We start from the raw sequence: 25,249 nt of genomic DNA, 5'->3' as shown, positions 1-25,249 counted from the left end.
AGGATCATTAAGACTTCAATAAATACTCTTTCAGCCTTATAAATGTTCGTCTTTGCGAACAAAGTGAAGCAATCCAGAACTCAAATCCAATAAGGCTCCGCTATGGATTGCTTCGCGTTGCTCGCAAAGACGACTGTTTATAGGATCATTAAGACTTCAATAAATACTCTTTCAGCCTTATAAATGTTCGTCTTTGCGAACAAAGTGAAGCAATCCAGAACATATATCCAATAAGGCTCCGCTATGGATTGCTTCGCGTTGCTCGCAAAGACGGGTATTTATGGGACCATTGAGACTTAAATAAATACATTTTCGGCCTTCTAAATTATGAGGAATTAGTTCAGATCACAACCAGCACTCATTAATAATTTGACTGGGTCAGGAGCTTCCACCCCGTCTGCTATAGACCCATACTACTCGTTACAGAATAGAACACAGTGCTTTAATTGGAGTTAATCCAAAATCAGGAAAAATGCATATATTTTTTTTCCTAATCTATACTAAACAGAGCAGGATTTTATTTCCCACAACAAACTATCAAAGATTTATCTATACGCAGGGATTACAAAAAAGGGTCATTACTATGACAAATGGAAAAAACTCTACACCACCCTCATCTGATCTGTTAACCAAATGCTTAACGGGCATTGAAGGTTTTGATCAAATTACTTTGGGTGGACTTCCACAATACAGATCCACCCTGGTTGTTGGCTCAGCAGGCAGTGGTAAAACACTCTTTGGTATGCAATTTCTTATCAACGGCCTCAAAAACGACGAGCCTGGTTTATTTGTCTCATTTGAAGAAACAGAACCAGATCTGATTAAAAACTGCAACTCATTAGGGTTTAATTTATCTGAAAAAATTAAAAATCAGCAACTGGTTTTGCACCACATTCACCTTGATCGTACTGCGTTCGATGAGTGGGGCACTTACAATCTCGAAGGACTGTTTATTCAAATAGGTCATCTAATTGATAAACATAAAATAAAACGCGTCGTTATTGATACGATCGAAGTATTGTTTAATCACTTGGACAACACCAAAATTATTCGCTCTGAACTACAACGTCTTTTTTGTTGGCTGAGTACGAAAAAAGTAACTTCAATCATTACGGCTGAACAAGGACAAAACACCCTTTCCCGTCATGGCCTGGAAGAATATGTTGCTGATTGTGTTGTTTTTCTTGATAACCGAATTAGTAATGAATTAGCCACTCGTTATTTGCGAATCATCAAATACCGAGGTTCTTCCCATGGTTCTAATGAATTTCCTTTTATCATTGATTACCAAGGGATCATTCTCTCCCCAGTCACTTCAATTACACTTGATTTTAACGTTCCCAAAACCTTTGTTTCAACAGGTATTCAAGAACTGGACCAAATATTAAGTAGTAACGGTTATTATGCAGGCGGAAGTATATTGATTAACGGAACGGCAGGAACTGGAAAAACCAGCATCGCCGCAACCTTTGTCGAAAGTCAATGTAAATCAGGTAATAAATGCATTTACTTTGCTTTTGAAGAATCTTCAGATCAGATCATACGTAATATGAAATCAATTAATATAAACCTGGAAAAATGGAAGAACAAGGGGACATTATTATTTCAATCGATTAGACCCAGCGTTTATGGTTTAGAATCACACTTAATAAAAATGGTACAACTCATAGAGGAATTTAAACCTCAAAGCATCGTCATCGACCCTATATCCAACTTTAACCTGATAGGCTCTCCATACAATGTTAAATTAATGTTAGCTCGTTTAATCAATTTTCTTAAGCTGAACAGCATAACAACCATTATGACCAGTTTGTTGCATGAGTATTCGGATCATCAAAAAATAGGCGTTTCTTCATTAATGGACACCTGGATTCTATTGAGCAATGTTGATGTTGATTTAGAACAGAACACCTTGTTAGTTGTTAAAAAATCACGCGGGATGGCGCATTCGCATCAAATGCGTGAATTTAAGATAACCAGCAAAGGTATTCGACTTAACGAAGTATATATGGGTTCAGGGAAGATTTTAGTAGGCTCTGCACGTGTCGTACAAGCCATGCAAGAAAAAATAGAAGGAATTGCTAAAAATCAAGAGATTAAACAAAAAATAAATCAGCTTCAATCAGAGCAGGATCATATTGAATCAAATATCAATACATTAAATTCTCAGCTTAAGAATATTAAGGAGAATATACACTTATTAGTTTCTAACCAGAAGAAAATTGAACAATTAACCGAGGAAGGTTCCCAGAAAATACGCGACTCCAGAACGGTACTACCCCAGAAAAAACACAAAAAAGAGAAAAAAGATGAGTAAAAAAATCACAAAAATGCCTGTGACTTCAACAAAAAAATCATCCAGAACCTCTAAAAAAGAATGGCAATTTATTCTTTATATTGCTGGCGAAACTCCTCACTGCATGTTGACCTTAGCAAACCTGAAAAATTTCTGTAATCTTTATCTTCCTGAACAGTATAAGATTGATGTGATTGATTTACGACTATGCCCTGAGCGTGCGCAGTCAGAAGAAATTATCGCAATTCCAACGATTATCAAATTACAGCCCGACCCTAAACGATATATTATTGGAGATTTTTCAAATCACGAATTAATGTTAATGAAACTAGGCATAAGCACCAGCATCACAATGGAAAAAAAATAACAACTGAAAACTCTGGATTTTTTAATTACATCTTTCTTTGGTTAACATGTACGCTTTATCGACAGCAGAATAAGACTGTTAACTCATTGCAAGCCACAAAAAAACATACCAATAGAATTTCTGATTTATGAATGTGCTTAACTATTCCATTAATGGGCCTTATTTTAGCCCCGCATACTCATTTTAGACGTGGATTTCAGGAAGAGCTTTATACACGATACGAAGAAGAGTATATTTCATAAATAACGCCCAGATGTGGTCTGAGCATGTATCAGGAATGAATTGTAAACAAACTCCAGAGAAGCTTTATAGAGTAGGAATGGTAATTTGATTAAGACATTCATCGATAAAAAAATACAGCTGCTATTCAGTTGCCTTATATTTTTTATCTTCAGTACACATGCAACAGCATTTCAAACACCTGATGTATGGGATGTTTTGCGCAATGAATTTAAGATGAATCATGAAATCAATCGGGCTGAAGTTCAAGATCAAATTCGCTGGATTCTGGATCATCCGGGCTTTGTTACTAAGGTCTGTCAACAGGCAGAACCCTATCTGTATCATGTAACGCGAGAAATACAAAGAAGAAATTTACCTGGTGAGTTAGCATTACTTCCTATGATAGAGAGTGCATACGACCCTTTTGCTTATTCAAAAGTGGGTGCTGCAGGTTTATGGCAAATAATGCCAGTGACGGGAAATCAATTAGGTTTAATTCAGGATTGGTGGTTTGATGGAAGACGAAGTATTAATCATTCAACAGACGCCGCACTCACCCACCTGACGCATTTAAATAAAGTGTTTAACGGAAATTGGATTCTTTCCATTGCTGCCTACGATGCCGGTGAAGGAGCCATAGGCCGAGCGGTTAAAGCGAATAGTCCTAATGGACGTGCTGTCAGTTTTTGGGAACTGAATGTCCCTAAAGAAACACAGATTTATGTACCTCGATTTTTAGCTTTGGCAGAAATTATGAGCAACCCCCAGGCTTATAAAATAAATCTGCCCGCAAATCCATTCCGCCCGTATTTTGAAGAGGTAAATATTGGCAGTCAAATTGACTTGAGTCACGCAGCCAGTTTAGCTGGCATTTCAGTTAATGAATTAACCAAATTAAATCCGGGTTATAATCGATGGGCCACTGCGCCCTATAAACCCTTCACTTTGCTTATTCCAATAGCAAAAGTAACTCAGTTTTATTTCAATTTATCCCATTCACCTGTCGAGAAACGAGTAAGTTGGACCAAGCATCTCGTCCTTCCAAGCGATAGTTTGCGCAGCATTGCCAGACAGTACCATACTACGATTACATTAATTAAAAAATTAAATCGTCTGTCAGATCAGTCCATACGCCCCAATCAGGTTTTGTTAATTCCGAGCACTAAAAATACTCCGGTATTACCATTCCATGAAATATCAAAATCAAAATTCTTAAGCCAGACTTCAATAAAAGGGAAAGTATACCGAGTCATACATATCGTACAGCCCAACGAATCTTATAGAACACTCGAAATGCTCTATAAAGTTTCGACTCAGGATATTATGAATTGGAATCATCTCAGCCCGGGAGCGGCATTGCTAAACGGTCAACAGTTAATCATTTGGAAAAAAATAAAACAATCGTAAATGGAATTATAATAAGTCAGGTTAAAATGTCGGACCACAGACTCAACCTTTGCTAAATGTTATGTTATTGGAGAGGAATCCTTATTGTGGCTGCATTTTTTTGAAAAATATCACGTCATTGCCGCGGATATTAGCTACTTTATCGATGACAATTGTTGTTTCCCGCAATAAATTTTGAATATCAGACAGCAGATCATAGCCATGTTGTTGTAAAGGTCGTAATAAAAAATAGGCCTCACCTTCGTAGGTCAATGAATTGGCTACGGCCTTAATAAAATTGGCAAAAGTACTGTCTAAAAAAAACCGACAGCGATTTTTAAAATCGGAGGGTGAAAGTACTCCATGCCCTTGGTGAAAATATGGGGGATTACTCACAATCAAGTCAAATTGTTCTGTCCATTGTTCTTCAAGTAATCGATCGTAATTAGCAAGATGCCAGCGTAAATGCAACTCAGGTCGATTAATCAGAGCGACATTCTTATGAAAATAATCCGTATAAACAGCCTGAACATCCATAAAATCAATGTGTCTGAGTTCACGAAGATGCCAGGAAAGATCCATACCAATAACACCGGAACCGGCACACAGATCGAGTACACGCAGCACATTCAAATTGTGACGGTCTCGTAATTGTTCCGCAACAAATGATGCCAACTGAATTGAATCAAGACTACAACGATATTCTTCTGGCTGATGGTACTTATAAGTGAACATAAACTAAATGACCGAATTTAAAATTACTTTTAATGAAGAGATTGTGCTTTTTTCGTAAATTTTGATTTAAACAGGATTTACAGCCATGATAACGAAATATCATTAAAAATACACCCTCCACACCAGTGGAGGGTTTTAGATTGATTAGTCTAATAGAGGAACAGAGCTGCAGGGTTCAAATTGAGGCTCCATTAATAAAGCAACTGGTTCAACTGAAACATAGGTTCTTGCATAATCAGCGAGCACCACATGATAGCTCTCCAATGTTACTTTTTTTCCAACAAGTTCTGCCAACTGATTCATCAAAAAATATTTCTTGTTATCTGTTGAGTCACGTAAATCAGCATGTTCAATCATAATGGTTAATAGCTGCTTAAATGCGGTTAGTAATTCATGAGCCGTACAGGTCGGATCAAGATCGTTAAAAAGACTGCCTATCTTGAAACCTAAAGCTCTATCTGAAGAATCACGGGAACCAATAAGGGGAGTGGTGTTAATGGAACGATATACAAAATCACCAACATTAGGCGATGTAAAAAATCCCATAAATCCGCCACTTTTAGGTACGAAAGCTGTTGTACTTAAAGGTGATTTTGAAGCCGTTGGATTTTTTGGGAAACTTGTTGCTTCCCCTTCCGAATAAGAGGAAGAAGAATAGGAAGGAAATGGACCTGAATAGGACGATGCGGTCGGAGCAGAGATAGATTCAGCATATGATTCACTCCAATCAGGCTTAACTGCCTTTGCAGTAAACTTATTATAATACGATAGAGCTTTCGCCTCCTCATCAATTAATGACCATGCATTTTGTAAATCCTTGAAGACCTGTTCCTTTCCACCTCGGTCAGGGTGATTTTCAAGTGCTTTGTTGCGGTATGCTTTTTTTAATTTTTTAAAATCTGCAGTAGGTTCAAGACCTAAAACTTCATAAACTGTTGCCATTTGAGTTACTCCTATAATTAATTTACAAGGTCAATTGTAACTCTCATTGATTAAAAAAGTAACAAAATGTTGTTAATAACCGCTATTGATAAATCATATAATGAGCGCCGCTTCATTCGATTTAACAAACTACCAATCCCCTTCATAAGGACAGTGATTACTCATCTGGCTGGAGCTATATCCTCTATGATATTGAAAACGCCATTGATTTTTTAGCTTTTAGGATCTTTGATAGGGTGATAATAGTCGATGCAGCAAAAGTAGCCTGTATTAGACAAGCTTTGTCTAATACAGGCTACAAGTGATTCAATAGACTACCAGCCCCCTTGATAAGGACGGTGTTTACTCATCTGACTGGAGTTCTTTCCCCGATGATAATGGAAACACCATTGATTTTGCTGAGTTTTAGGATCTTTGACTGGGTGGTAATCAAAAGCAAACAGTCGATGCAGCTTGCCATCAGGCTTTTTTTTATAGAAATTGACTCCTCCACCTCCGGTTTTGGAATAAAGTACTAATGCGGCTTTATAATTTCCTTTTTTCAGCAATGCATAAATTGCCAATGTGGTCGCTAAAAATAAGCCTGCATTCTGGCTTTTCGTATTTTTTTTGGGAGCGTTTTTTTCGTTATGGTCCAAAATGAAGCCTGCAAAAAATAATAATATATATTCTACATCATTTGACAAATAAATGAACCCTGTGCTCAATATTAAACACTCTTGAACGACAACACATTCCTACTTTGTGATATCAATTGTTTTGCCAAATCATCAATTCCTGTTGTCACAAAATCGAATCCGTCATCACAGGGAATTTGTCCTTCTCTAACGGTTCCGAATTCTAAAGGGCGAAAAATATAGGCTGTTTTGTATCCACATTGTTGCGCTGCTTCTAGATCATATTTATGTGAGGCCACAAGCAATATTTCTGAGGCCTTTAATTTCAATTCTCTTGTGGCACTTTGGTAGACTAATGGATTGGGTTTATAACTCTGAAATAATTCACCAGACAGAATAATATCCCATTCCAGACTCGCATTTTTGGATAAATCCTCCAGCAAGTGAATATTTCCATTCGAAAGGATACCAATGCTGCATTGCTTCTTCATCTCATTGATGCCAGCAAGTACATCCGGCCATGGTTCCAATCGATGCCAAACCATCCACATCTGCTCCCGCTCCGACTCAGTAAACTTATTCAGGATTTGATAGTGCTCTAACGTTTTATTTAGAGCGGTATTGTTGAGTTCATCAACTGTTGAAAATGGGTGTGACCCTTCACTGATTTTTGTCATGTTTTCGGAATACTCATTGACCCAGCGATCTATAAATTCTTCACAACGCACATGTCTTATTTCTTTTTCCTCAAACAATACAACAAATTCTCTAACCATTGTTCCACGCCAATCCACCACTGTTCCGAATACGTCAAACAATATGAACTTAATACAACCATCCTGAGAAGCGAGTGAATAATGGTCACTTTTGTTTCTCAGCCCTGAAAAAAATCCCTCACGTTTAGCAAAACCACCTGATCCCACAGATGAAATGATATCTCTGTTACTTAAATTTTTTTCAAATCCAACATCCTTCAACGTACTTATCTCCTGTATAATCAAAACAAAGTTCAACCTGCGTCAACCATATCACTTATTAATATCTTTTCTGACGAAAAAATAAAAAAACCTGAATATTTATTCAATTGTTAAACATTTATCACGTTTCAAATAAAGAACGACTCGGTTATTCACCGCAAAAGAGGCCATACAATTTATGTATTTCAAGGAGTTCGCTGATAAACCTCAGTATCCTCAGAAGCAATCGTGTTATCAGTTCCATTCTTGAGTTCAACCAACTGATTTTTGAACATGGTTACAACACAATGATCTATTTTATCTGCTTTTAATTCACTGTCACTTTTAAACAGAACACCAATTATTGGTGCTTTTGCCAAAATTGAACGTACCGATTCGATAAATGAATCCCCGTTGGGTGCCTGTTTAAAAATACTATCTCCCTGTTTAAACTGATCTGAAAAACTCAGTAACGCTTGATTTGTATCTGGTTTATCAAGAGATTGCATTAATTTTCCCAGCATCTCACGTTGTTGAGCATATTGATTAGAATTTCCCAGCGTCGCCTGAAAATCAGAGCATTGTTGTTTCAAATCTCTGATAAAGACTGTTCTTGTACACTCCTCAAGAAAAGCCTTAACTGCTACATCAAAATTTGAATTCGGTTTAATTTTAACTAAATGTGTATCAGCCAAAATCGCGTTTCTGGCTGCAATAATGTCATCGTATTCTGTTGGCTCATTCTTGATTAATTTATTGACTAAAATTTGAATATTCTGGGTTGTTACAGTGACCAAATCTTGTTCTGGTTTGTAATTATGCCTGTTTGCCGCATCGCTCCGAATACACAGTTCATGCACTATAGACTCAATCAAAGCCGCTTCTTTTCCCTTACCTTGATCGTGTAATTGTTGAATACTGCTATTCAGGGTTTTTATCCCTTCGGTTTCAGGAACATTGGGAGTATTAAGAATCGTTTCTACAATTCTTGAAGGATGATGAGGATGATCAGCAGATAGTGCAATTTTATCAAGATAAAGCTCAATATCCTTTTTGCTATTAATATCGTATGCCATAAGCCTGGGATTATTTAGTTCCTTGACATCATTGACTTGTTTTAATTGATCATCAAATAAAATTCCTACAGCATCCTCTGGATATTCTTGTAAAATTTCATCCATTTTACCGCCTTTTAGGCCAGCAGGTGCTCTGTATACTTCTTTTATAATGACGCCACTTTCGGCTAATTCGTCTTTAATTTCCTGAGTCGCTTTAGTACCTATTTTTCCTCCGCCTAAAAGTGGTTCCACAAGCTCCGGGCGGGCAGTTAAAATAACGATATCATATCCTTCATCCTGAGCTGCCTTAATATACGTTATCAGTGCTTCACGGATATTACTCTGTGCGTTGGTCAAACCATATAAGGGTTGTTTATCAATTTTTTGAACCAGAGCTGTTCCATCAAGATCTATAGCTACGAACCCCTTGGGGGATTTTTTCGTGTTTTTTGTATTAGGCATAACATTCGCCCGGAAAATCATTTGTGTATTTTAATTATAGGCAACAAATGATCAATGGCTCACCAAAAAGTCCAATGTCTAATCGATTGGGATTCCAGGGTAAATGCACTACTCGTTAAATTGATAGAGGTTGGTCAAGACTCAACCTGCCTCACAAAAAAACGAGGCAGAATGATCACGAATTAATATTTCAAGAATATAAGCTGCTGATTAACCTTTTATACCAACAGGAAAAATGATATTGATCGAATTGTTGGATTGCCATTGAACAGCACCACCTTTTCCGTTTGTCACATTATAGGCTACACCAAAACGTGGCTCTACAGGATTATTACTTGCATAGTTGCAAGTGACTTGCCCTGTTGTGCTGTTGTAACTGGCTGATTCATTATAGTAATTCACCAGTTGAGCAGGAACATCATGAGCCAATGAAATGGATTTAAAATAAATTGGATTATTTTGTGACAGAATATTTTCCGCTCCATAACCACCAATGTACTCTCCAAAATTAGTAAGAACATTCGGAGTTCCCTGAGTAGCAGGGCAATAAATATCCACAACAAGTCCTACAGGGCCTGCATTGATAACAGGAGAAAACGTAATAGTAGAAAGTAATAATAACGAATATACCAGACTGGATTTTTTCATCGAAATTCCCTCTTTCGGTTGTTTATTTAAGGACTGATTAGACCTAAAAATCTGCTAGTCATAACTTCATGAATGAAATCATCTTACTGAATTATGTAAGTAAAGGCATACAGAGAAAAGGCACCAGGTTAATCATGTTTCAGGACCTGTTAATTGTCAATAATCATGTGTTCTCAGGATATTTAGAGCAAAGACATTCATTAAAACAGACTCGCTTGACAGCTCTTTAATGATTTATCTAGACAGTAAGAGAGAATTTGTATTCTAATGTAATAACTGACTCGAAGCAGGCAAAGGAATTATGATTTTTAAAAGGATGTTCTATTTAAGTGTATTATTGAGCATTTGCTTTATACAGGCAGCTCAGGCAGAAGAGACGGATCAATTCACCCTTCCTCCCGGCGAACTTCAAGACATTGGACCAGCAGCAAGTAGTAGACTATATGAAGTTCTCAAACAAATTGTAGTTCAAACCAATTCGGAAATTCGAATGTTGCTGCCACAAGCCAAGAACAGTCGGCTTGCTGCTGCAAAATTGGCATCGCGCCGTAATGATTCCTATCTCGTTGATTTAATTTATAACAAAACAGGCCCCGGTTTTCCACGCTGGATGCGTTGGAGTCAATTACCAGTGGACATCAAACCCATGCAGTATAAAGAATTCAGACCTTGGAAAACGGTTTATTGGCTAGTTTTTTCACAATCACCCTTATTTATTATTGGCCTGGCACCAACAATTAATATGTACGACTATTATTTTGGTACTGACAAGTTGGGGCATTTTTTCATGATGGGTCATACCTACTATAAAATTTATATGTTCTATCTGAATCACTGGAAATCGGCTAAAAAGGCTCATGCTGCTATCGTAACCTATGGTCAATTCCTGGAGCAAACCTATTTAGGCACCTTGATTAATGGCGTTTATTCCAATGGTGATTTAGCGGCAAATTACGCGGGTTGGAAATTTTACATGAATATTGGCCATCCTGTTAAAATTGGAAGTAAAACACTTCCCCCAATACTGGTTTTCAACAACAATCAATGGGAGTTTTCCAAACACGTCACCAGGGAGAACCTGTTGAAACCTTATATCTCGGATAATCTGAATGAAGCTTATAATCCATGTCGTTACTCATTTATGCGTGGTCAAATTCGCAGACAGGTTAAAAAGCGCTGTGGCGAATGGATTGAGCGCATAGGCATTACAAAACAAATTGTCGAAGCAAAACTTGAAGAAACCCGTCTGTGGCATGGAGAAAACTACGGTCACTGGCTTCCTGCAAGCAATGCGGTAACGCTCAATGCCTGTTTTGGAGGCAGCTAAAACAGAGTTCCTGTAACCGCTGTTGCGGCTTTTAATCCAAAAGCCGCAACAGCGGTTGCAGCCACTTAAATCCTCTATAAAAATAGGGATTCATGTCACTTAATTATCGTTCAAAGGATCTATTTCTTTATCGACTTGATTCTGAAGGTCTTCAATAAAAGCCGATACCTTTTCAATTTCATCAAAACTGGCAATGTGATACATTGCATCACCTTCATTAACCAATGGCAGATTTGTTTTACCTATAACAATACCACCAAAGGGGGCTTTTACCGTAACGGACTTATTCATTAAAAATGGATCATGAATATACCCTAGTGGATCATCTTTTTTCACTGCTTGAGCAAGATCGACTATAGGTTGCACCAACCCACTAGCTGGCGCACGAGCCCAACTGCTGTTTTCAGTAATTACTGGCTCATATTTCTTCCGTTTGCTGCCTTTAGGCTTAACAATCATTCCTAATAAAGTTAACACTTTAAGTATTCCTCGCACCCCCATCCGGATGCATAATTCATTAAAACGTAATGCCTCTCCACCTTCATAAACCAGGAGGGGAATACCTAATTCACTTGCAGCCTCTCTGAGTGAACCGTCACGAATTTTCGCATTGAGAATTACTGGTGTATCAAACGCTAAAGCAAGATCCCTGGCACCGGGTGTTTCCAGATTGACGCGCAATTGCGGCATATTAATTCGGCCAAGAGCCCCAGTATGCAAATCAATTCCGTAATTGCATTTGACAACTACTTCATTGATCAGGATATCTGCCAGTCTTGCAGCAAGTGATCCTGATTTAGATCCCGGAAAAGCTCGATTTAAATCTCTTCGATCAGGCAAATATCGAGATTGCAAAACAAATCCAAAAATATTGGCCACAGGAATTGTAATTAAAGTACCGTGTATATGCTTCAATGAAAAATGATGATGAACCCGTCTTATGATTTCAATACTATTAAGCTCATCACCATGAATTGTACCGATGATAAAAACTTTAGGACCGGCTTTTTTTCCATGAAAAATATGGACAGGAATATCCATTTTACTCTGCGTATAAAGACTTGCTGAAGGCAACATCACACAAGTCTTGGTTCCTGGTTTTATTATTTGACCTGCAATTTCAAACGGACTATTTCGCATGGCATTTATCTTCAAGATAAAATTATAATCTAAGTGTAGCAAAATAAATCAATTATTGATGGGTAATTAAATGCTTAGAAAACATAATGTCCTTATTCCATAACGTTCAACATCCTAAAATGAGTACTCCCTTTATTTCCTGTTTACTTAATGACGTGTCAGCGCTTAGAATACCCATCTCGATGAGGCAAGTACTTAATTTGCATCATTTTTTTATTCTCTTCATAAGGAAATACTATGTCAGTTACAACTACCAAGATTGTTCGTTTTCATAAAACTGGTGGTCCTGAAGTGTTAAAAATAGAGGAAATGGCATTACCCGAACCCGAAGCCGGAGAAGTGCGATTACGTATACATGCAATCGGTTTAAATCGAGCTGAAGTGATGTTTCGCCTTGGACAATATCTTGTAACTCCCCAGTTTCCATCCAAAATTGGTTATGAAGCCTCAGGTATTGTTGAAGCAGTAGGCCCAGGAGTTGATAAAGGATTAATAGGTAAAAAATTCAGTACTGTTCCTTGTTTTGATTTAGGTAAATACGGTGTATATGGGGAAGTGGCCATTTTACCCGCCTACGCCCTTGCAGAATATCCAGAACAATTATCTTTCGTTGAATCGACCTCAATCTGGATGCAATACATGACTGCCTATGGCGCTTTAATTCATTATGGCAAGATCACAAAAGGCGATTATGTTTTAATCACCGCGGCCAGTAGTAGTGTCGGAATAGCGGCGATTGAGATTGCACGAGCTCAAGGAGCAATCAGTATCGCAACCACTCGAACTCAAAAGAAAAAAGCCGAGTTGTTAAAACTTGGAGCAGACCATGTCATTGTAACTAATGATGAGGATTTACCCTCTCGTGTACGCGAGATCACCTCGGGTAAAGGCGCTCGAATTATTTTTGATCCGGTGGCGGGAAAAGGTATAGAAGTGCTTGCTGAAGCAGCTGCTCCCAAAGGAAGCATCTTTGTTTATGGTAATTTATCAAATGAACCCATGCCCTATCCACTCTTTACTGCTTTAGCCAAGGGTATAGCCATCCGTGGTTATACATTATTTGAACTGTCATCAGTACCTGAGCTGCGTAAAGAAGCAGAACAGTACATATTCAACCATATACAAAATGGCACGTTTAAACCCAATATAGCCAAAACCTTTGCCCTGGATGATATCGTTGACGCGCATCGTTATATGGAATCCAATGAACAAATCGGAAAAATTGTAATCACCGTATAAGTGGTGTAAATCAGTTATCTTAACGATCAAAGTATCGTTGGGTTAGCCTGAATCATTGACGTCAACCTAAAGAGTAAATCAAAAGTCGCCCGGATGAAGCACAGCGAAATCCGGGAAACCTATGCGCAGCAGGGTATTTTTTTAATGGTACCCGCTTCGCACTTCATCCAGACTGCTTTAAATACAGAAACTCCTTAGCCTGAGGGCTATATGTCACCATGCCCCGATAATAATGCCTGGCTATTCCCTGCCGTTAAAGACATTCTCTACTGACAAAAACTGTCAGCATAGAGTAGTACACTGTGTTCGATCATAACAATCACTATCAGGACTTACGAAAAACGACCAATCTCTTTGTTAAGAGATTATGTTCATAAATCCTGAATATATTAACGAGGTAACTACTATGTTCGAACCAAACGCCATTGTACTTTATGTTGATAATCCCGCGATAAGCAGCACATTTTATCAGGATTTACTGAAAATAAAGCCGATAGAAGCTTCATCTGCATTCCATTCATTCACTTTATCTAATGGAATGAGTTTGGGGTTAAAAGCGATACAGACGGTTATCCCATCTACAAATAATAAAGGTAGTGGGGAATTAGCCTTCACAGTCAATACGCACAGGAGGGTTGATGAATTATTTACAGAATGGCAAATGAAAGGAATAAACATTGCGCAATCCCCAACGCTCCTGACTTATGGTTATACTTTTTTAGCTCTGGATCCTGATGGGAATCGACTACGCGTTGTCTCCCTCGGGGAATCATAAAGACTCCATCAAGAAGGATCCAACCTTTATTGTAATGCTTGACTTCAATCTGCCTACATCCCAAGGGATGTAGGTTTTTGTACCTTTATGACACATTACACGTTACATGCACGCTGACAGGTACATCCAAAATAAAGCATAAATACTGCAATTATCAATCAAATATCAACAACCCCTAATATTCCAGGCACTAATCTGCTAAATTATAAGTTATGAGCGACAATTATAATTGAATTGGACGTGGGCGTTTACGGATAATTAAAAAATGAATTGTCGACAGATCCAAATAACCAGATTATGTTTTATTATTTTCTTAACTTATTGAGAACATGATGGCAGATATACTATTTATTTTATCTACAGTACTGTTTTTTTATCTTTGCACGGGTGTTATCAAATTTTATGATTCATTATCATGGAGCGAGTGATGGATATTTATTGGATCAGCGGGCTAATTACTTTAGGATTACTTGCCTATCTATTCATTGTTTTATTTAAACCCGAATTATTTTAGCCTTCATACAGGGAATGGATTCTATGATTTCTGAAATGAGTTTTGCACAAATTACTCTCTATCTTGTAGTTCTTCTATTATTGGTTAAGCCTTTAGGCTGGTATATGGCTATGGTTTATCAAGAGAAGATCTCTATACTAAATCGTATTGGCAGCCCTGTTGAGCGCTTTATATTCAGGATATGTGGCATTGATCCAAATCAAGCTATGGATTGGAAACGCTATTTATCAGCAATGCTTCTTTTTAATTTACTTGGTTTATTGACAGTCTACCTTGTTCAGAGACTTCAAGTGTACCTTCCATTAAATCCACAAAATTACTCATCCCCCTCACCTCACTTAGCCTTTAATACAGCAGTAAGTTTTGCTACAAATACTGATTGGCAATCTTATAATAGCGATGCAACCATGAGCTATTTGACCCAAATGTTTGCCTTTACTTCGCAAAACTTCCTCTCTGCAGCAACGGGGATGTCGTTACTCGTCGCATTAACACGCGGAATTGTGAATCATGAACGTACTGAGCTGGGCAATTTCTGGGTAGATACACTTCGTGGAATACTCTATATCCTGTTGCCTCTGGCATTTATTTTTGCGTTAATCCTGGTGTCACAAGGCGTCATACAAAATTTAAAGCCCAATCAAACCGTTAATTTGATTGATCCATTTAATTATACGCAATCTATTAGTAATACCCAGGAACAACCCCTAATGGAACGTACTAACCTAAGTACAGAGAGCATTAGTGTGAAGCAACAAGTTATTCCAATGGGGCCTGTTGCATCTCAAATAGCAATCAAACAGTTAGGAACAAACGGAGGCGGCTTTTTTAACGTAAATTCGGCTCATCCCTTTGAAAATCCAACCCCTCTTACCAACTTTTTAGAACTATTGGCGATCTTGCTTATTCCAGCCTCCTTATGCTTCACCTTTGGCATGATGGTTAATGACAAGCGTCAAGGTTGGGCCATACTGACTGCAATGTACATTATGTTTATTCCTTTTGTCTTTGTTGCAGTGTATTCAGAGCAAACAGGCAATCCTGCATTGACTGCAATGGGTGTTGACCAGGTGAGGCAGATAAATGGATTTCCTGGCGGCAATATGGAGGGAAAGGAAACCCGATTTGGGATAGTCAATTCCGCCCTCTGGGCTACAGCAACAACAGCAGCATCAAATGGTTCCATTAACTCAATGCATGATTCCTATACCCCAATTGGTGGCATGGTACCCTTATGGATGATGCATCTGGGTGAAGTTGTTTTTGGTGGTGTTGGTTCAGGTTTATATGGAATGTTCATGCTGGTTATCATTACCGTTTTTATTGCCGGCTTAATGGTGGGAAGGACCCCAGAGTATCTAGGGAAAAAAATCGAGCCCTTTGAAATGAAAATGGCTGCAATAGCAGTGTTGATAATGCCAGTAACTGTACTTCTTGCTACGGCAGTGGGATCAGTTACCCAGATGGGTACCAGTTCAATAGCAAACCCTGGCGCTCATGGTTTTAGTGAAATCCTTTATGCTTTTACTTCGATGGGATGTAATAATGGCAGTGCATTTGAGGGACTGATCGCAAATACCCCTTTTTATAATATAGTAGGCGGTACAATGATGTTAATTTCCCGTTACTGGATTGCCATTTCCGTCATGGCTATTGCTGGCTCACTGACTCGTAAAAAATTAACAATCAGCAGTGCAGGTACACTCGCGACTCATACCCCCCTCTTCATTTTTCTTCTTCTAGGTGTCCTTATTATTATAGGCGCACTTTCATTTCTTCCAGCACTGGCATTAGGACCAATTGCTGAACAGTTGATGCTTGGGGGATATAATGGGCAATAAAGTAGGCCAATCCATGTGGGACACCAAAATTATAAAGCATGCTATATGGCAATCCATTTTAAAATTGGTACCTCAAAACCAAATCCGCAATCCGGTAATGTTTTGCGTTTATATTGGCTCCATATTAACAACATTGCTATTCATACGGTCAATTACAGGTCAAGGTGAATCCTCCCCAGGATTTATTTTAACGATTGTGTTACTCCTTTGGATTACCTTACTTTTTGCAAACTTTGCAGAAAGTATGGCCGAAGGACGTGGAAAAGCTCAGGCTCAGTCATTACGAAAAGCACGCAGGGAAATTCAAGCAAAAAAACTCTCCAAACCATCCCGAGATGGCAAAATTACTTTAGTCCAATCCGCTCTTTTACGTGCAGGCGATATTGTATTGGTTGAAATGGGGGACTTCGTTCCAAGTGATGGAGAAGTGATTGAGGGTATTGCCTCTGTTAATGAAAGTGCCATTACCGGCGAAAGTGCGCCTGTAATCAGAGAGAGTGGCGGAGATCGTAGTGCCGTTACCGGAGGTACACAGGTTATCTCAGATTGGTTAATTGTACGTATCACCTCAAATCCCGGAGAAACTTTTTTAGATGGGATGATCGCGTTGGTCGAAGGTGCAAAAAGGCAAAAAACACCCAATGAACTTGCCCTGACGATTTTGCTCTCTACGCTTACCATTATCTTTTTATTGGTATGTGCGACCCTTCTTCCATTTTCTATATACAGTGTTCATTCAACCCAGGCAGGCCAGGTTGTAACAATTACCGTTCTGGTAGCCTTGTTTGTTTGCCTGGCGCCAACCACCATCGGAGCATTGCTTTCAGCGATTGGGATAGCCGGAATGGATAGAATGATTCAGGCCAATGTGATTGCCCTGTCGGGGAATGCCGTAGAAGCAGCCGGTGATGTTGATGTCTTATTGCTTGATAAAACAGGTACCATCACCTTGGGTAATCGTGAAGCCATAGAATTTATACCTGCAGACGGAGTGGACGTAAAAACATTAGCTGATGCGGCACAATTGGCATCACTTGCTGATGAAACCCCCGAAGGAAGAAGTATAGTCATATTGGCAAAAAAGAAATATGGGCTGCGTGGTCGAGAACTGACACAACTTGGCGCTACCTTTATTCCCTTTGCTGCAGAAACTCGTATGAGTGGCGCTAATTTGCCAGGTCGTCAAATCCGTAAAGGAGCATCCATTGCAATTGAAGAGTATCTTGAAGAATTGGGTAGTCTTTTACCGACATCTGTTCGAAGCAGTGTCGATCAGATCTCACGCAAAGGAGGTACTGCTCTTGTTGTAACTGAAGGAAACAGAGCTTTGGGCGTCATCCACCTGAAAGATATTATCAAGGGCGGGATTAAAGAACGCTTCATGCAATTACGACGAATGGGTATAAAAACCATCATGGTTACAGGCGATAATGAGCTTACCGCCGCAGCCATTGCCGCTGAGTCTGGAGTGGATGATTTTTTAGCTAATGCTAAACCCGAAGACAAACTGAAACTGATTCGTCAATTACAAGCCAAAGGCAACTTGATTGCCATGGCCGGTGATGGAACTAACGATGCTCCGGGACTAGCACAGGCTGATGTGGCTGTAGCAATGAATACCGGCACCCAAGCTGCAAAAGAAGCCGGCAATCTAATCGATTTGGATTCCAATCCAACCAAACTGATTGAAATAGTTGAAATTGGCAAACAATTATTAATGACCAGAGGAGCACTAACAACATTTAGCATCTCCAATGATATTGCAAAATACTTCGCTATTCTCCCTGCGGCATTTGCAACAACTTATCCGGCGTTAAACGCATTGAATATCATGCATTTATCCACTCCAAGGAGCGCTATTTTATCTGCTGTTATTTTTAATGCGCTGATTATCATTTTTCTAATTCCACTTGCTCTTCGTGGAGTGAGATATCGACATGTGGAAGCAGCCAAACTGTTGCGCTCTAACGTTCTGATTTATGGTTTGGGAGGTTTAATAGTTCCGTTTTTCTGCATTAAACTCATCGATTTTATTTTAACCGGATTAGGGTTGGTATAAGGACACACTATGTTCAAAGAAGCTGTCAGACAAATAAGAACAGCATTTACTTTACTTGTACTAATGACTGTTTTAACGGGATTAATCTATCCGCTTTTAGTAACCGGATTAGCGCAATTTTTTTTCCCATGGCAAGCCAATGGAAGTATTATTACGCAAAATGAAACGCCTGTAGGCTCCTTGCTTATTGGACAATCGTTCACCTCTCCTGGTTATTTTTGGGGTCGCCCTTCGGCAACCAAACCTTTTCCATATAACGGAGCAGCGTCAACAGGATCAAACAGTGGACCCTCAAACCCGAATTTTTTATTAACCGTAAAAGATAGGGTAACCGAACTGAAAAAATATGATTTGCAACAAGACAGCTTGGTACCTGTTGATTTAGTCACTGCCTCAGGGAGTGGCCTGGATCCTGATATTAGCCCCCTGGCTGCGATGTATCAAATACCCAGAATTGCTGAAGCCAGACAAATTCCGGTTCAAATACTTGAAGATCTCGTACAAAAACACATACAAAATCGTACATACAATCTATTAGGCGAACAACGTGTTAATGTTTTACAGTTAAACCTGGCACTGGATAACTTAAGGATTAGTCATGGTAAATCAACGCCTGAGTCCTGAACAATTATTACAGCAGATCAATGAGGAAGAACTTAAAGAGCGTCGAGGTAAACTTAAAATTTATCTTGGGGCAGCTCCGGGTGTAGGTAAAACCTACTCGATGCTCCATGATGCCCTTGAAAAAAGATCCAAAAACCTTGATGTTGTTGTTGGTGTCGCTGAGTCTCATGGTCGAGTCGATATTAATACCATGTTAGAACAGTTTGAAATAATGCCTCGCCAAGCCATCAACTATCGAGACAGAGAATGTCAAGAATTCGACCTTGATGCTGCATTGAAACGCCACCCTGGATTAATTTTAGTAGATGAAATGGCCCATACCAACGTTCCAGGTTTACGCCATGAAAAAAGATGGCAGGATATTAAGGAACTATTGGATAAAGGCATCGATGTTTACACCACTCTGAACGTGCAGCATATTGAAAGTTTAAAGGATGACGTTGCTCGCATAATTCAAGCGCCAATTAAAGAAACTGTTCCTGATTCAATGATAGAACGAGCGGATGCAGTTGAGCTTATTGACTTTCCTCCCGAAGAATTATTGAAACGACTGCACGATGGAAAAATTTATTTTCCCAAACAGGCAGAACTTGCTGGCGAACATTTTTTTCGAAAAGGCAATCTGATTGCATTGCGAGAATTAGCGTTACGTATCACTGCTGACCGTGTAGGGTCTGATGCACAAATGTACAGGCACGATGCCGGAATAAAAGAAATTTGGGCAACAAAAGATAAAATTTTAGTCTGCGTGGGTCCTCGGCCTGAAGTACAAAGTTTGATTCGTTCTGCAAAACGAATAGCAAACAGTTTACAGGCCGAATGGATTGCAGTCTATGTCGATACCCCCAAACTGCGATCATCATCCCAACAAAGAAACAGTGCCATCCAAAATTTACGTCTGGCAGAACTTTTGGGTGCTGAAACCTATGTTTTAACAAGTTTTGACATAGTTAAAGAGATTATTAATTTTTCCCGAGAACAAAATGTCACTCAGATTATTATATGGAAACATGTCTTAAGCCGCTGGCAAAGCTGGTTTCGTAGAAATCTCTCAGATGAAGTAGTACGTCATAGTGGTGATATTGACGTTTACATTATTACGGGTGAAGAAACAAATTCTCAACCGGTGAAAAGTGGCGTGCCGCACTATTTTTCATGGAAATCTTACGGAATATCTATTGGCATTGTGGCCTTTGTGACTGTCATCAATATCCTGATTGAGCCAGTCATGACCTCCAGTAATTTAGTCATGATGTATTTATTGGGTGTAACCGTTACTGCGTTGTGTGGGCAAATAGGACCTTCAATCCTGGCCTCTGTCCTTAGTGTGCTTTCTTTTGACTTTTTCTTTGTCCCCCCTGTTAATAGTTTTGAAGTCTCTGATACAGAGTATTTTTTCACCCTGCTTGTGATGCTGCTTATATCGCAAATCATTAGTAATTTAACCATACTTGCACGTCGTCAGGCAGAGTCATCACGCATTACCCAAAGTCAAACAACAGCACTCTATACTTTGAATCGACAACTAACCAGAACACGGGGAGTTAATCACATCATAGAATTAGGCACCAATTTTATTGCCAAGGTTTTTAATAGTGATGTTCTGATATTAATCCCTATAAATGACCAGCTTATGCCCTCCTCCGACGCTCCATCTCAGCACACTTTAGATTTAAAGGAGTACAGTATCGCCCAATGGGTTTATGAGATGAAACAACCGGCAGGATTAGGTACAGATACTTTGACATTCTCAAACGCATTATATCTCCCTATTATGTCTTCCGTTGAAACCATTGGCGTTTTAAGAATTCAACCCAAAGATGGGCATCTCTTTACTCCAGAACAAATCAAACTGTTGGAATCGTGTATTAATCATGTATCTTTAGCTTTGGAAGTGGATCGATTACAAGAAAAGGAAAGAAGAAAAGATCTGGAAAAGGAAACAGACAAAGCCCGTACGGCGATACTCCAATCAATTGTTCATGATTTAAGTTCCCCTCTCAAACAAGTTATCAAGGCAGTCAATGATTTAAAGAAAATCGAAGGGGCAAAAGTCAGAATTATAGAAGAAAATATCGATTATGAAATAGATAAACTGAACCGCTTAAACACCAATCTTCATCTGATTATTCAATTAGAGGCGGAGAAAATACCATTTAATAAAACGCCCTCCTCTTTAATTGATGTAATTAATTCTGTAATCGAATCCTCAAGAAACATGCTCAAAGATAGGACAGTTCAAACCAATATTCCGGAAAACCTGCCGCTTGTACTGTTGGATCAACAAATGATTAAGGAAGTTTTTATTCACTTATTTGATAATGCCATTAAATATTCACCTGCTGAAACTCCTATTCATATTTCGGTACATATTAAAGAACACCAGCTGGTAGTCAGTATTGAGGACTTCGGATCCGGTATTGCTCATGAAGAGAAAAGTAAATTATTTAAAAAATTTTATCGGGGCAAAGGAGTCATTACTGAACATGGGCTAGGTTTGGGTTTAGCTATTTGTCAAAAGATAATCGCGGCTCACGAAGGCCAAATTTGGGTTGAAAATGCAGAAAAAAAAGGAGCGGCATTTCGTTTCACCCTCCCAATCGTTAAAGACTGAAGTTAAAAATTTAACTATTTAAGGCCAACCCAATGCCTGTTTTTTTAATAATCATTACCACAAACCTTAACTTTTAAACGTGTTCTTAACAATTAAATTTTAGGTCCAGGTAAAGTTACTTCGTCAAGCATCCGCTCCAGTTCACTGATGGAATCGGTTTGACTTTTAAAAAAACTTCCCAGCATTAGAGGACTCTGCCGGGTCTTAAGCAACTGATACTCATATGAGTCCCTTATCCGTTCAATAAAGTCCGGCAAATACTCTCTCGGACAATCATTTAATTTTATCGCCAATTCGTTGAGGATCGCCGTCTTTAAGCGCTCTCCCCTAAACTCGTGAAACATGTCACTACCTATCATGACAGGATGATTATCAATTCGTTGCCCGGGCACTAGCCCTTCAGGATACTCCAGGGTGTCATAGCCCTTAGGATTTTTATCCCGGATATATCTGTTCTGGACATTGGAAAAGGTAAAAAGATAGTTACCGCACCTCAGCATCTGCAAAATAAGTATTTCGTTTCTGAGCGATTGATTATTTAAGGATGATTCATCCTGTACTTCATCTTCGACTAAAATCTTCATGTCAATTTTGTTCAGTATCCCTTGACATAGAGCATAAAAATCACGCAACGCTTTTTTTGTTGGCTGATGATGCTCGCTTTGGGTTAATTTTCCAATGATTTCTGTATTCAGTGCATCACGTGCCTGAGTAAACGGAGTAGTAAGGCGTGTCTCAGGAGTTGGAAATTGGCGATAGAGTTCTTCATATTTGTATTTAAGCCAAAGATATACTTTGAGAACGCTGCGGTTTTCCAGTCCTTCTTTCAACTCATCCAGTGATTTTAAATCATCAAGACTTTTCATAATCAAATACTCCGGAATTAGTAGAAATCCCACAATACGATTATAGGTCAATTTAAATCCACTTAGATATTTTTTTGACAACATAGTAGCTTCATGAATAGGCCTCATCGTTAAATACGAATTAACTCTATTGACACGAGTTCTAAACCCCCAACGTTCAGGGACAAGTCGCGTTTCGTGGCCTTTTAGGGATAATAAAAAAATGACTTTTTCTATACATTCCAGATTTTTCGATTGAGCAACTAACAGAAGTGTAACAAGACCTGTTGAATAATCCCTTTACAGCTCCATGCCTCATGCTATTGGCAATTTAGATTGAATTCTGCGGTGTTGGTATGTATTTGTTTGGATACCCAATGGGTATGAAGTTTATAGAGATAAAATTTTATAGTTTCGGTTAAAAAGCCTTCACTAACCCATTCAGCCATGTCTACCGGATCAGAAGTTAAATAAGTATCTAAAATTTCTTTTTCTTTATTGTCTATAGAAAAAAGATGATTTCTGGCATAGGAATTTCCATGTAAAGAATATTCCCCCCTCTTGTATTGAAGACAGTTCGAAAGATCTTGAAATTGTTTGTCGTATTCAGAATGTTTCAATAATGGTTTGAGCTGTCTTAATGAACTGGAAAGAACTATTTGATCTTCTTGATTCAAACTCGGCAAACTCTCAAAAGCCTTGGCAACAAAGTCATTCAATTTCACGGCGCGAAAATTCTCATTGTTTATTATTAATAGTTCAAGGAACTCCAGGCGTCTTATCATTAATTTGTTATTTGTACCAAGCAAATACTTGAAATCGATGTGAGCGAGTTCTTCAATTGTTGCCTCTGAAACGTTAGAACATAACTCGTATAAACATCTTAGCAGCACTAATTGCTCATCTCTGCTTTGCATGTGTTCAAATAACCTCTGCCAAATAAATTGAAAGAATTGGTTCTGCTGCTCAATGGTGAGTTGGGGTAGAAAAGCTGACAACACAATCAGAGCAGTCATAACAGTCATTGGAGGGATGTATTCTTCATCCAAAAGGAACAAAACAGATCCTTCCATTAAATATTCAACAGTTGGGGTATCGGTTAAACTATGAAGAGCTTCTTCGATCAAACTGTTTGCTGACTTTGTTTGTACCATTGTTGCCAAAATATAATACACATCAGGGCTTGATAAAAAGTTGTAACAAAAAGCGGAATCAAAGTGTTCTCTAAGGCACGTCGGCTCTTCCAGACTGAGATAAAATGTACGATTTAAGAGAAGAAGGACATAATAACGATAGGCAAGATTCAGTCTAGTTGATAATTTATTTTCTAACACTGGAAGCAAAAATTGAGCTTTGTTATCCAATTCAGGATGAGCCACCCAGTATCTTAAAATGTTTGTCTGTTTTATCCGTGCTGCAGGGGTGTTTTCCGCAAAAAATATTGATGCAGCCTCTTGATTAGTAACAAGATTTTGAAAGAACAGGGATGACGCAGATATGGGCATTCTAATCCTTTAGCAATACTGTAATTGAGATCAATTCATCGATTAATTTAAAACTATGGCATTTTTAGCCCCAAATATCCAGATTCTTACCTGTTATCTTAACTTAAGAAATCAAGACCTATAACACCAAACAAAATAACTGCCACAAAAAACCCATCCTTGAAATGACCTTCCATTTCAATTAAAGTGACCTCCCATTATGTGAAACATCAAAGAATAACAGGAACACTATGAGCGCAAATAATGAAATGATGATTAAAGAGCAATGGCAAATCATATCCGATTCGTTGTTAAAAATTTCCCAACTTGCGGAACATAACAATCAAATTATGATCACGCTGATGCTTAACATAATTTCCACCATTGGAGCGCTAACAGAAAACACATCACAAGGTGCATCTGTTGCTCTGTATTCCGAACTGGAAGCGTTTGCAAAAAGCAAAAACCCAAAGAATGAAGAACATTCTGCCAATCAACCGTTTAAGAGTACCAATATTGCGGATGATGATTTTTACTCTGCGATGAATTATATTGGTCAAAATCTCGTGGGAACTTTATTTAAGTCAATCAACGAGCTACCAGCACCACTTCGTACACATGAAATGTTGTTAAGCGGTATTGAAGGCATGCTTGGCAACGTACTCCATCAAAAATTTTCAACAAACGCGCATGAGAAACTGAATGATTTTTATAAACATATTCGCATGCATCTTAATGAGCTGGGACATCGCCAAATAGAAACCGTATAAATTTAAATTCAGGATCCTTCATTGCGTCCTTCAGCATAAATTTTCGTCTTTGCGAACAAAGTGAAGCAATCCAGAGCAAAGTTCCAATAAGGTCCCGTTCTGGATTGCTTCGCGTTGCTCGCAAAGACGAGGTTTTACATAATCATTTCAATATAAATTTTCGTCTTTGCGAACGTAGTGAAGCAATCCAGAACCCAGCTCCAATAAGGTCCCGTTGCGGATTGCTTCGCGTTGCTCGCAAAGACGGGGTTTTACAAAATCATTGAGACTTAAATAAATACTTTTCGGTTTTATAAATGATGAGACGATAATTATCTACTATTCAATA

General features: G+C 38.6%; 21 protein-coding genes. 12 read left to right on the top strand and 9 right to left on the bottom strand.

Annotated elements, in window-relative coordinates; genetic code table 11:
• The first annotated feature begins 583 nt into the window (after positions 1–583).
• From kaiC to Lqua_RS11970, 3 genes are all read left to right on the top strand, one after another.
• Complete coding sequence (gene kaiC / locus Lqua_RS11980) at positions 584–2,317, top strand: circadian clock protein KaiC (protein ID WP_058474524.1); 1,734 nt, start codon at positions 584–586, stop codon at positions 2,315–2,317.
• Complete coding sequence (locus tag Lqua_RS11975) at positions 2,310–2,663, top strand: circadian clock KaiB family protein (protein ID WP_058474523.1); 354 nt, start codon at positions 2,310–2,312, stop codon at positions 2,661–2,663. Before kaiC ends, Lqua_RS11975 begins: the two co-directional genes overlap by 8 nt.
• 327 nt (positions 2,664–2,990) lie before the next feature.
• Entirely contained in the window at positions 2,991–4,292 is a 1,302-nt protein-coding gene (locus Lqua_RS11970; protein WP_058474522.1) for a transglycosylase SLT domain-containing protein, read from the top strand.
• Between the two features lie 81 nt (positions 4,293–4,373).
• Here the strand turns inward: Lqua_RS11970 and Lqua_RS11965 are convergent, their stop codons facing one another.
• The 6 genes from Lqua_RS11965 to Lqua_RS11940 all read right to left on the bottom strand — a co-directional run bounded on the left by Lqua_RS11965 (position 4,374) and on the right by Lqua_RS11940 (position 9,689).
• The gene (locus Lqua_RS11965; RefSeq protein WP_058474521.1) at positions 4,374–5,006 is read right to left on the bottom strand and encodes a methyltransferase; all 633 of its coding nucleotides are present in this window, start codon (positions 5,004–5,006) and stop codon (positions 4,374–4,376) included.
• Positions 5,007–5,150: 144 nt separating this feature from the next.
• Complete coding sequence (locus Lqua_RS11960; RefSeq protein WP_058474520.1) at positions 5,151–5,948, bottom strand: J domain-containing protein; 798 nt, start codon at positions 5,946–5,948, stop codon at positions 5,151–5,153.
• Positions 5,949–6,262: 314 nt separating this feature from the next.
• Positions 6,263–6,586 (bottom strand): hypothetical protein, encoded by a 324-nt coding sequence (locus tag Lqua_RS11955; protein ID WP_133141034.1) that lies wholly within the window; start codon positions 6,584–6,586, stop codon positions 6,263–6,265.
• Positions 6,587–6,657: 71 nt separating this feature from the next.
• Positions 6,658–7,542, bottom strand: a complete 885-nt coding sequence (locus Lqua_RS11950) for a haloacid dehalogenase type II (protein WP_058474518.1) — start codon at positions 7,540–7,542, stop codon at positions 6,658–6,660.
• Between the two features lie 185 nt (positions 7,543–7,727).
• Positions 7,728–9,041, bottom strand: a complete 1,314-nt coding sequence (locus Lqua_RS11945; RefSeq protein WP_058474517.1) for an HAD family hydrolase — start codon at positions 9,039–9,041, stop codon at positions 7,728–7,730.
• A 210-nt stretch (positions 9,042–9,251) separates the two neighbouring features.
• Positions 9,252–9,689 (bottom strand): hypothetical protein, encoded by a 438-nt coding sequence (locus Lqua_RS11940; protein WP_058474516.1) that lies wholly within the window; start codon positions 9,687–9,689, stop codon positions 9,252–9,254.
• Positions 9,690–9,990: 301 nt separating this feature from the next.
• Here Lqua_RS11940 and Lqua_RS11935 point away from each other — a divergent pair, with 301 nt between their 5' ends.
• Positions 9,991–11,016, top strand: a complete 1,026-nt coding sequence (locus tag Lqua_RS11935) for a hypothetical protein (protein ID WP_058474515.1) — start codon at positions 9,991–9,993, stop codon at positions 11,014–11,016.
• Between the two features lie 99 nt (positions 11,017–11,115).
• Here the strand turns inward: Lqua_RS11935 and Lqua_RS11930 are convergent, their stop codons facing one another.
• Entirely contained in the window at positions 11,116–12,156 is a 1,041-nt protein-coding gene (locus tag Lqua_RS11930; RefSeq protein WP_058474514.1) for a succinylglutamate desuccinylase/aspartoacylase family protein, read from the bottom strand.
• A 237-nt stretch (positions 12,157–12,393) separates the two neighbouring features.
• Between Lqua_RS11930 and Lqua_RS11925 the strand changes: the two genes are divergently transcribed.
• The 7 genes from Lqua_RS11925 (at position 12,394) to Lqua_RS11900 (ending at position 21,822) form a co-directional block, all read left to right on the top strand.
• On the top strand, positions 12,394–13,395 hold the full coding sequence (locus tag Lqua_RS11925; RefSeq protein ID WP_058474513.1) for a zinc-dependent alcohol dehydrogenase family protein: 1,002 nt from the start codon (positions 12,394–12,396) through the stop codon (positions 13,393–13,395).
• A 406-nt stretch (positions 13,396–13,801) separates the two neighbouring features.
• The gene (locus Lqua_RS11920; protein ID WP_058474512.1) at positions 13,802–14,170 is read left to right on the top strand and encodes a VOC family protein; all 369 of its coding nucleotides are present in this window, start codon (positions 13,802–13,804) and stop codon (positions 14,168–14,170) included.
• A gap of 415 nt (positions 14,171–14,585) precedes the next feature.
• Positions 14,586–14,684: a K(+)-transporting ATPase subunit F gene (kdpF, locus tag Lqua_RS19045; protein WP_083501324.1), complete on the top strand. Its 99-nt coding sequence runs from the start codon at positions 14,586–14,588 to the stop codon at positions 14,682–14,684.
• Positions 14,685–14,707: 23 nt separating this feature from the next.
• Positions 14,708–16,525 carry a potassium-transporting ATPase subunit KdpA gene (kdpA, locus tag Lqua_RS11915; RefSeq protein ID WP_238585572.1) on the top strand — a complete coding sequence of 606 codons (1,818 nt, stop codon included), beginning with the start codon at positions 14,708–14,710 and terminating at the stop codon, positions 16,523–16,525.
• On the top strand, positions 16,515–18,584 hold the full coding sequence (gene kdpB / locus Lqua_RS11910; protein WP_058474511.1) for a potassium-transporting ATPase subunit KdpB: 2,070 nt from the start codon (positions 16,515–16,517) through the stop codon (positions 18,582–18,584). The genes kdpA and kdpB overlap by 11 nt, the downstream gene beginning before the upstream one ends.
• A 9-nt stretch (positions 18,585–18,593) precedes the next feature.
• The gene (kdpC, locus tag Lqua_RS11905) at positions 18,594–19,208 is read left to right on the top strand and encodes a potassium-transporting ATPase subunit KdpC (RefSeq protein ID WP_058474510.1); all 615 of its coding nucleotides are present in this window, start codon (positions 18,594–18,596) and stop codon (positions 19,206–19,208) included.
• Positions 19,183–21,822 (top strand): sensor histidine kinase, encoded by a 2,640-nt coding sequence (locus tag Lqua_RS11900; RefSeq protein ID WP_058474509.1) that lies wholly within the window; start codon positions 19,183–19,185, stop codon positions 21,820–21,822. Before kdpC ends, Lqua_RS11900 begins: the two co-directional genes overlap by 26 nt.
• 92 nt (positions 21,823–21,914) lie before the next feature.
• On the opposite strand, the gene Lqua_RS11895 is transcribed toward Lqua_RS11900, so the two are convergent.
• The gene (locus tag Lqua_RS11895; RefSeq protein WP_133141035.1) at positions 21,915–22,688 is read right to left on the bottom strand and encodes a hypothetical protein; all 774 of its coding nucleotides are present in this window, start codon (positions 22,686–22,688) and stop codon (positions 21,915–21,917) included.
• Between the two features lie 299 nt (positions 22,689–22,987).
• Positions 22,988–24,172, bottom strand: a complete 1,185-nt coding sequence (locus Lqua_RS11890) for a hypothetical protein (protein ID WP_058474507.1) — start codon at positions 24,170–24,172, stop codon at positions 22,988–22,990.
• Positions 24,173–24,402: 230 nt separating this feature from the next.
• Between Lqua_RS11890 and Lqua_RS18780 the strand changes: the two genes are divergently transcribed.
• Positions 24,403–24,921 (top strand): hypothetical protein, encoded by a 519-nt coding sequence (locus Lqua_RS18780; protein ID WP_058474506.1) that lies wholly within the window; start codon positions 24,403–24,405, stop codon positions 24,919–24,921.
• The last annotated feature ends 328 nt before the right edge of the window (positions 24,922–25,249 follow it).

This window comes from Legionella quateirensis, from assembly GCF_001467955.1.
GTDB lineage: Bacteria > Pseudomonadota > Gammaproteobacteria > Legionellales > Legionellaceae > Legionella > Legionella quateirensis.
This window is presented reverse-complemented; position numbering and strand designations above follow the sequence as displayed.

What these genes read in the sequence shown, in the direction of transcription:
- kaiC (WP_058474524.1), top strand. Translation starts at nt 584, where the DNA reads ATGACAAATGGAAAAAACTCTACACCACCCTCATCTGATCTGTTAACC.
- Lqua_RS11975 (WP_058474523.1), top strand. Translation starts at nt 2,310, where the DNA reads ATGAGTAAAAAAATCACAAAAATGCCTGTGACTTCAACAAAAAAATCA.
- Lqua_RS11965 (WP_058474521.1), bottom strand. Translation starts at nt 5,006, where the DNA reads ATGTTCACTTATAAGTACCATCAGCCAGAAGAATATCGTTGTAGTCTT.
- Lqua_RS11960 (WP_058474520.1), bottom strand. Translation starts at nt 5,948, where the DNA reads ATGGCAACAGTTTATGAAGTTTTAGGTCTTGAACCTACTGCAGATTTT.
- Lqua_RS11945 (WP_058474517.1), bottom strand. Translation starts at nt 9,041, where the DNA reads ATGCCTAATACAAAAAACACGAAAAAATCCCCCAAGGGGTTCGTAGCT.
- Lqua_RS11940 (WP_058474516.1), bottom strand. Translation starts at nt 9,689, where the DNA reads ATGAAAAAATCCAGTCTGGTATATTCGTTATTATTACTTTCTACTATT.
- Lqua_RS11935 (WP_058474515.1), top strand. Translation starts at nt 9,991, where the DNA reads ATGATTTTTAAAAGGATGTTCTATTTAAGTGTATTATTGAGCATTTGC.
- Lqua_RS11930 (WP_058474514.1), bottom strand. Translation starts at nt 12,156, where the DNA reads ATGCGAAATAGTCCGTTTGAAATTGCAGGTCAAATAATAAAACCAGGA.
- Lqua_RS11925 (WP_058474513.1), top strand. Translation starts at nt 12,394, where the DNA reads ATGTCAGTTACAACTACCAAGATTGTTCGTTTTCATAAAACTGGTGGT.
- Lqua_RS11920 (WP_058474512.1), top strand. Translation starts at nt 13,802, where the DNA reads ATGTTCGAACCAAACGCCATTGTACTTTATGTTGATAATCCCGCGATA.
- kdpF (WP_083501324.1), top strand. Translation starts at nt 14,586, where the DNA reads ATGGAGCGAGTGATGGATATTTATTGGATCAGCGGGCTAATTACTTTA.
- kdpA (WP_238585572.1), top strand. Translation starts at nt 14,708, where the DNA reads ATGATTTCTGAAATGAGTTTTGCACAAATTACTCTCTATCTTGTAGTT.
- kdpB (WP_058474511.1), top strand. Translation starts at nt 16,515, where the DNA reads ATGGGCAATAAAGTAGGCCAATCCATGTGGGACACCAAAATTATAAAG.
- kdpC (WP_058474510.1), top strand. Translation starts at nt 18,594, where the DNA reads ATGTTCAAAGAAGCTGTCAGACAAATAAGAACAGCATTTACTTTACTT.
- Lqua_RS11900 (WP_058474509.1), top strand. Translation starts at nt 19,183, where the DNA reads ATGGTAAATCAACGCCTGAGTCCTGAACAATTATTACAGCAGATCAAT.
- Lqua_RS11895 (WP_133141035.1), bottom strand. Translation starts at nt 22,688, where the DNA reads ATGAAAAGTCTTGATGATTTAAAATCACTGGATGAGTTGAAAGAAGGA.
- Lqua_RS11890 (WP_058474507.1), bottom strand. Translation starts at nt 24,172, where the DNA reads ATGCCCATATCTGCGTCATCCCTGTTCTTTCAAAATCTTGTTACTAAT.
- Lqua_RS18780 (WP_058474506.1), top strand. Translation starts at nt 24,403, where the DNA reads ATGAGCGCAAATAATGAAATGATGATTAAAGAGCAATGGCAAATCATA.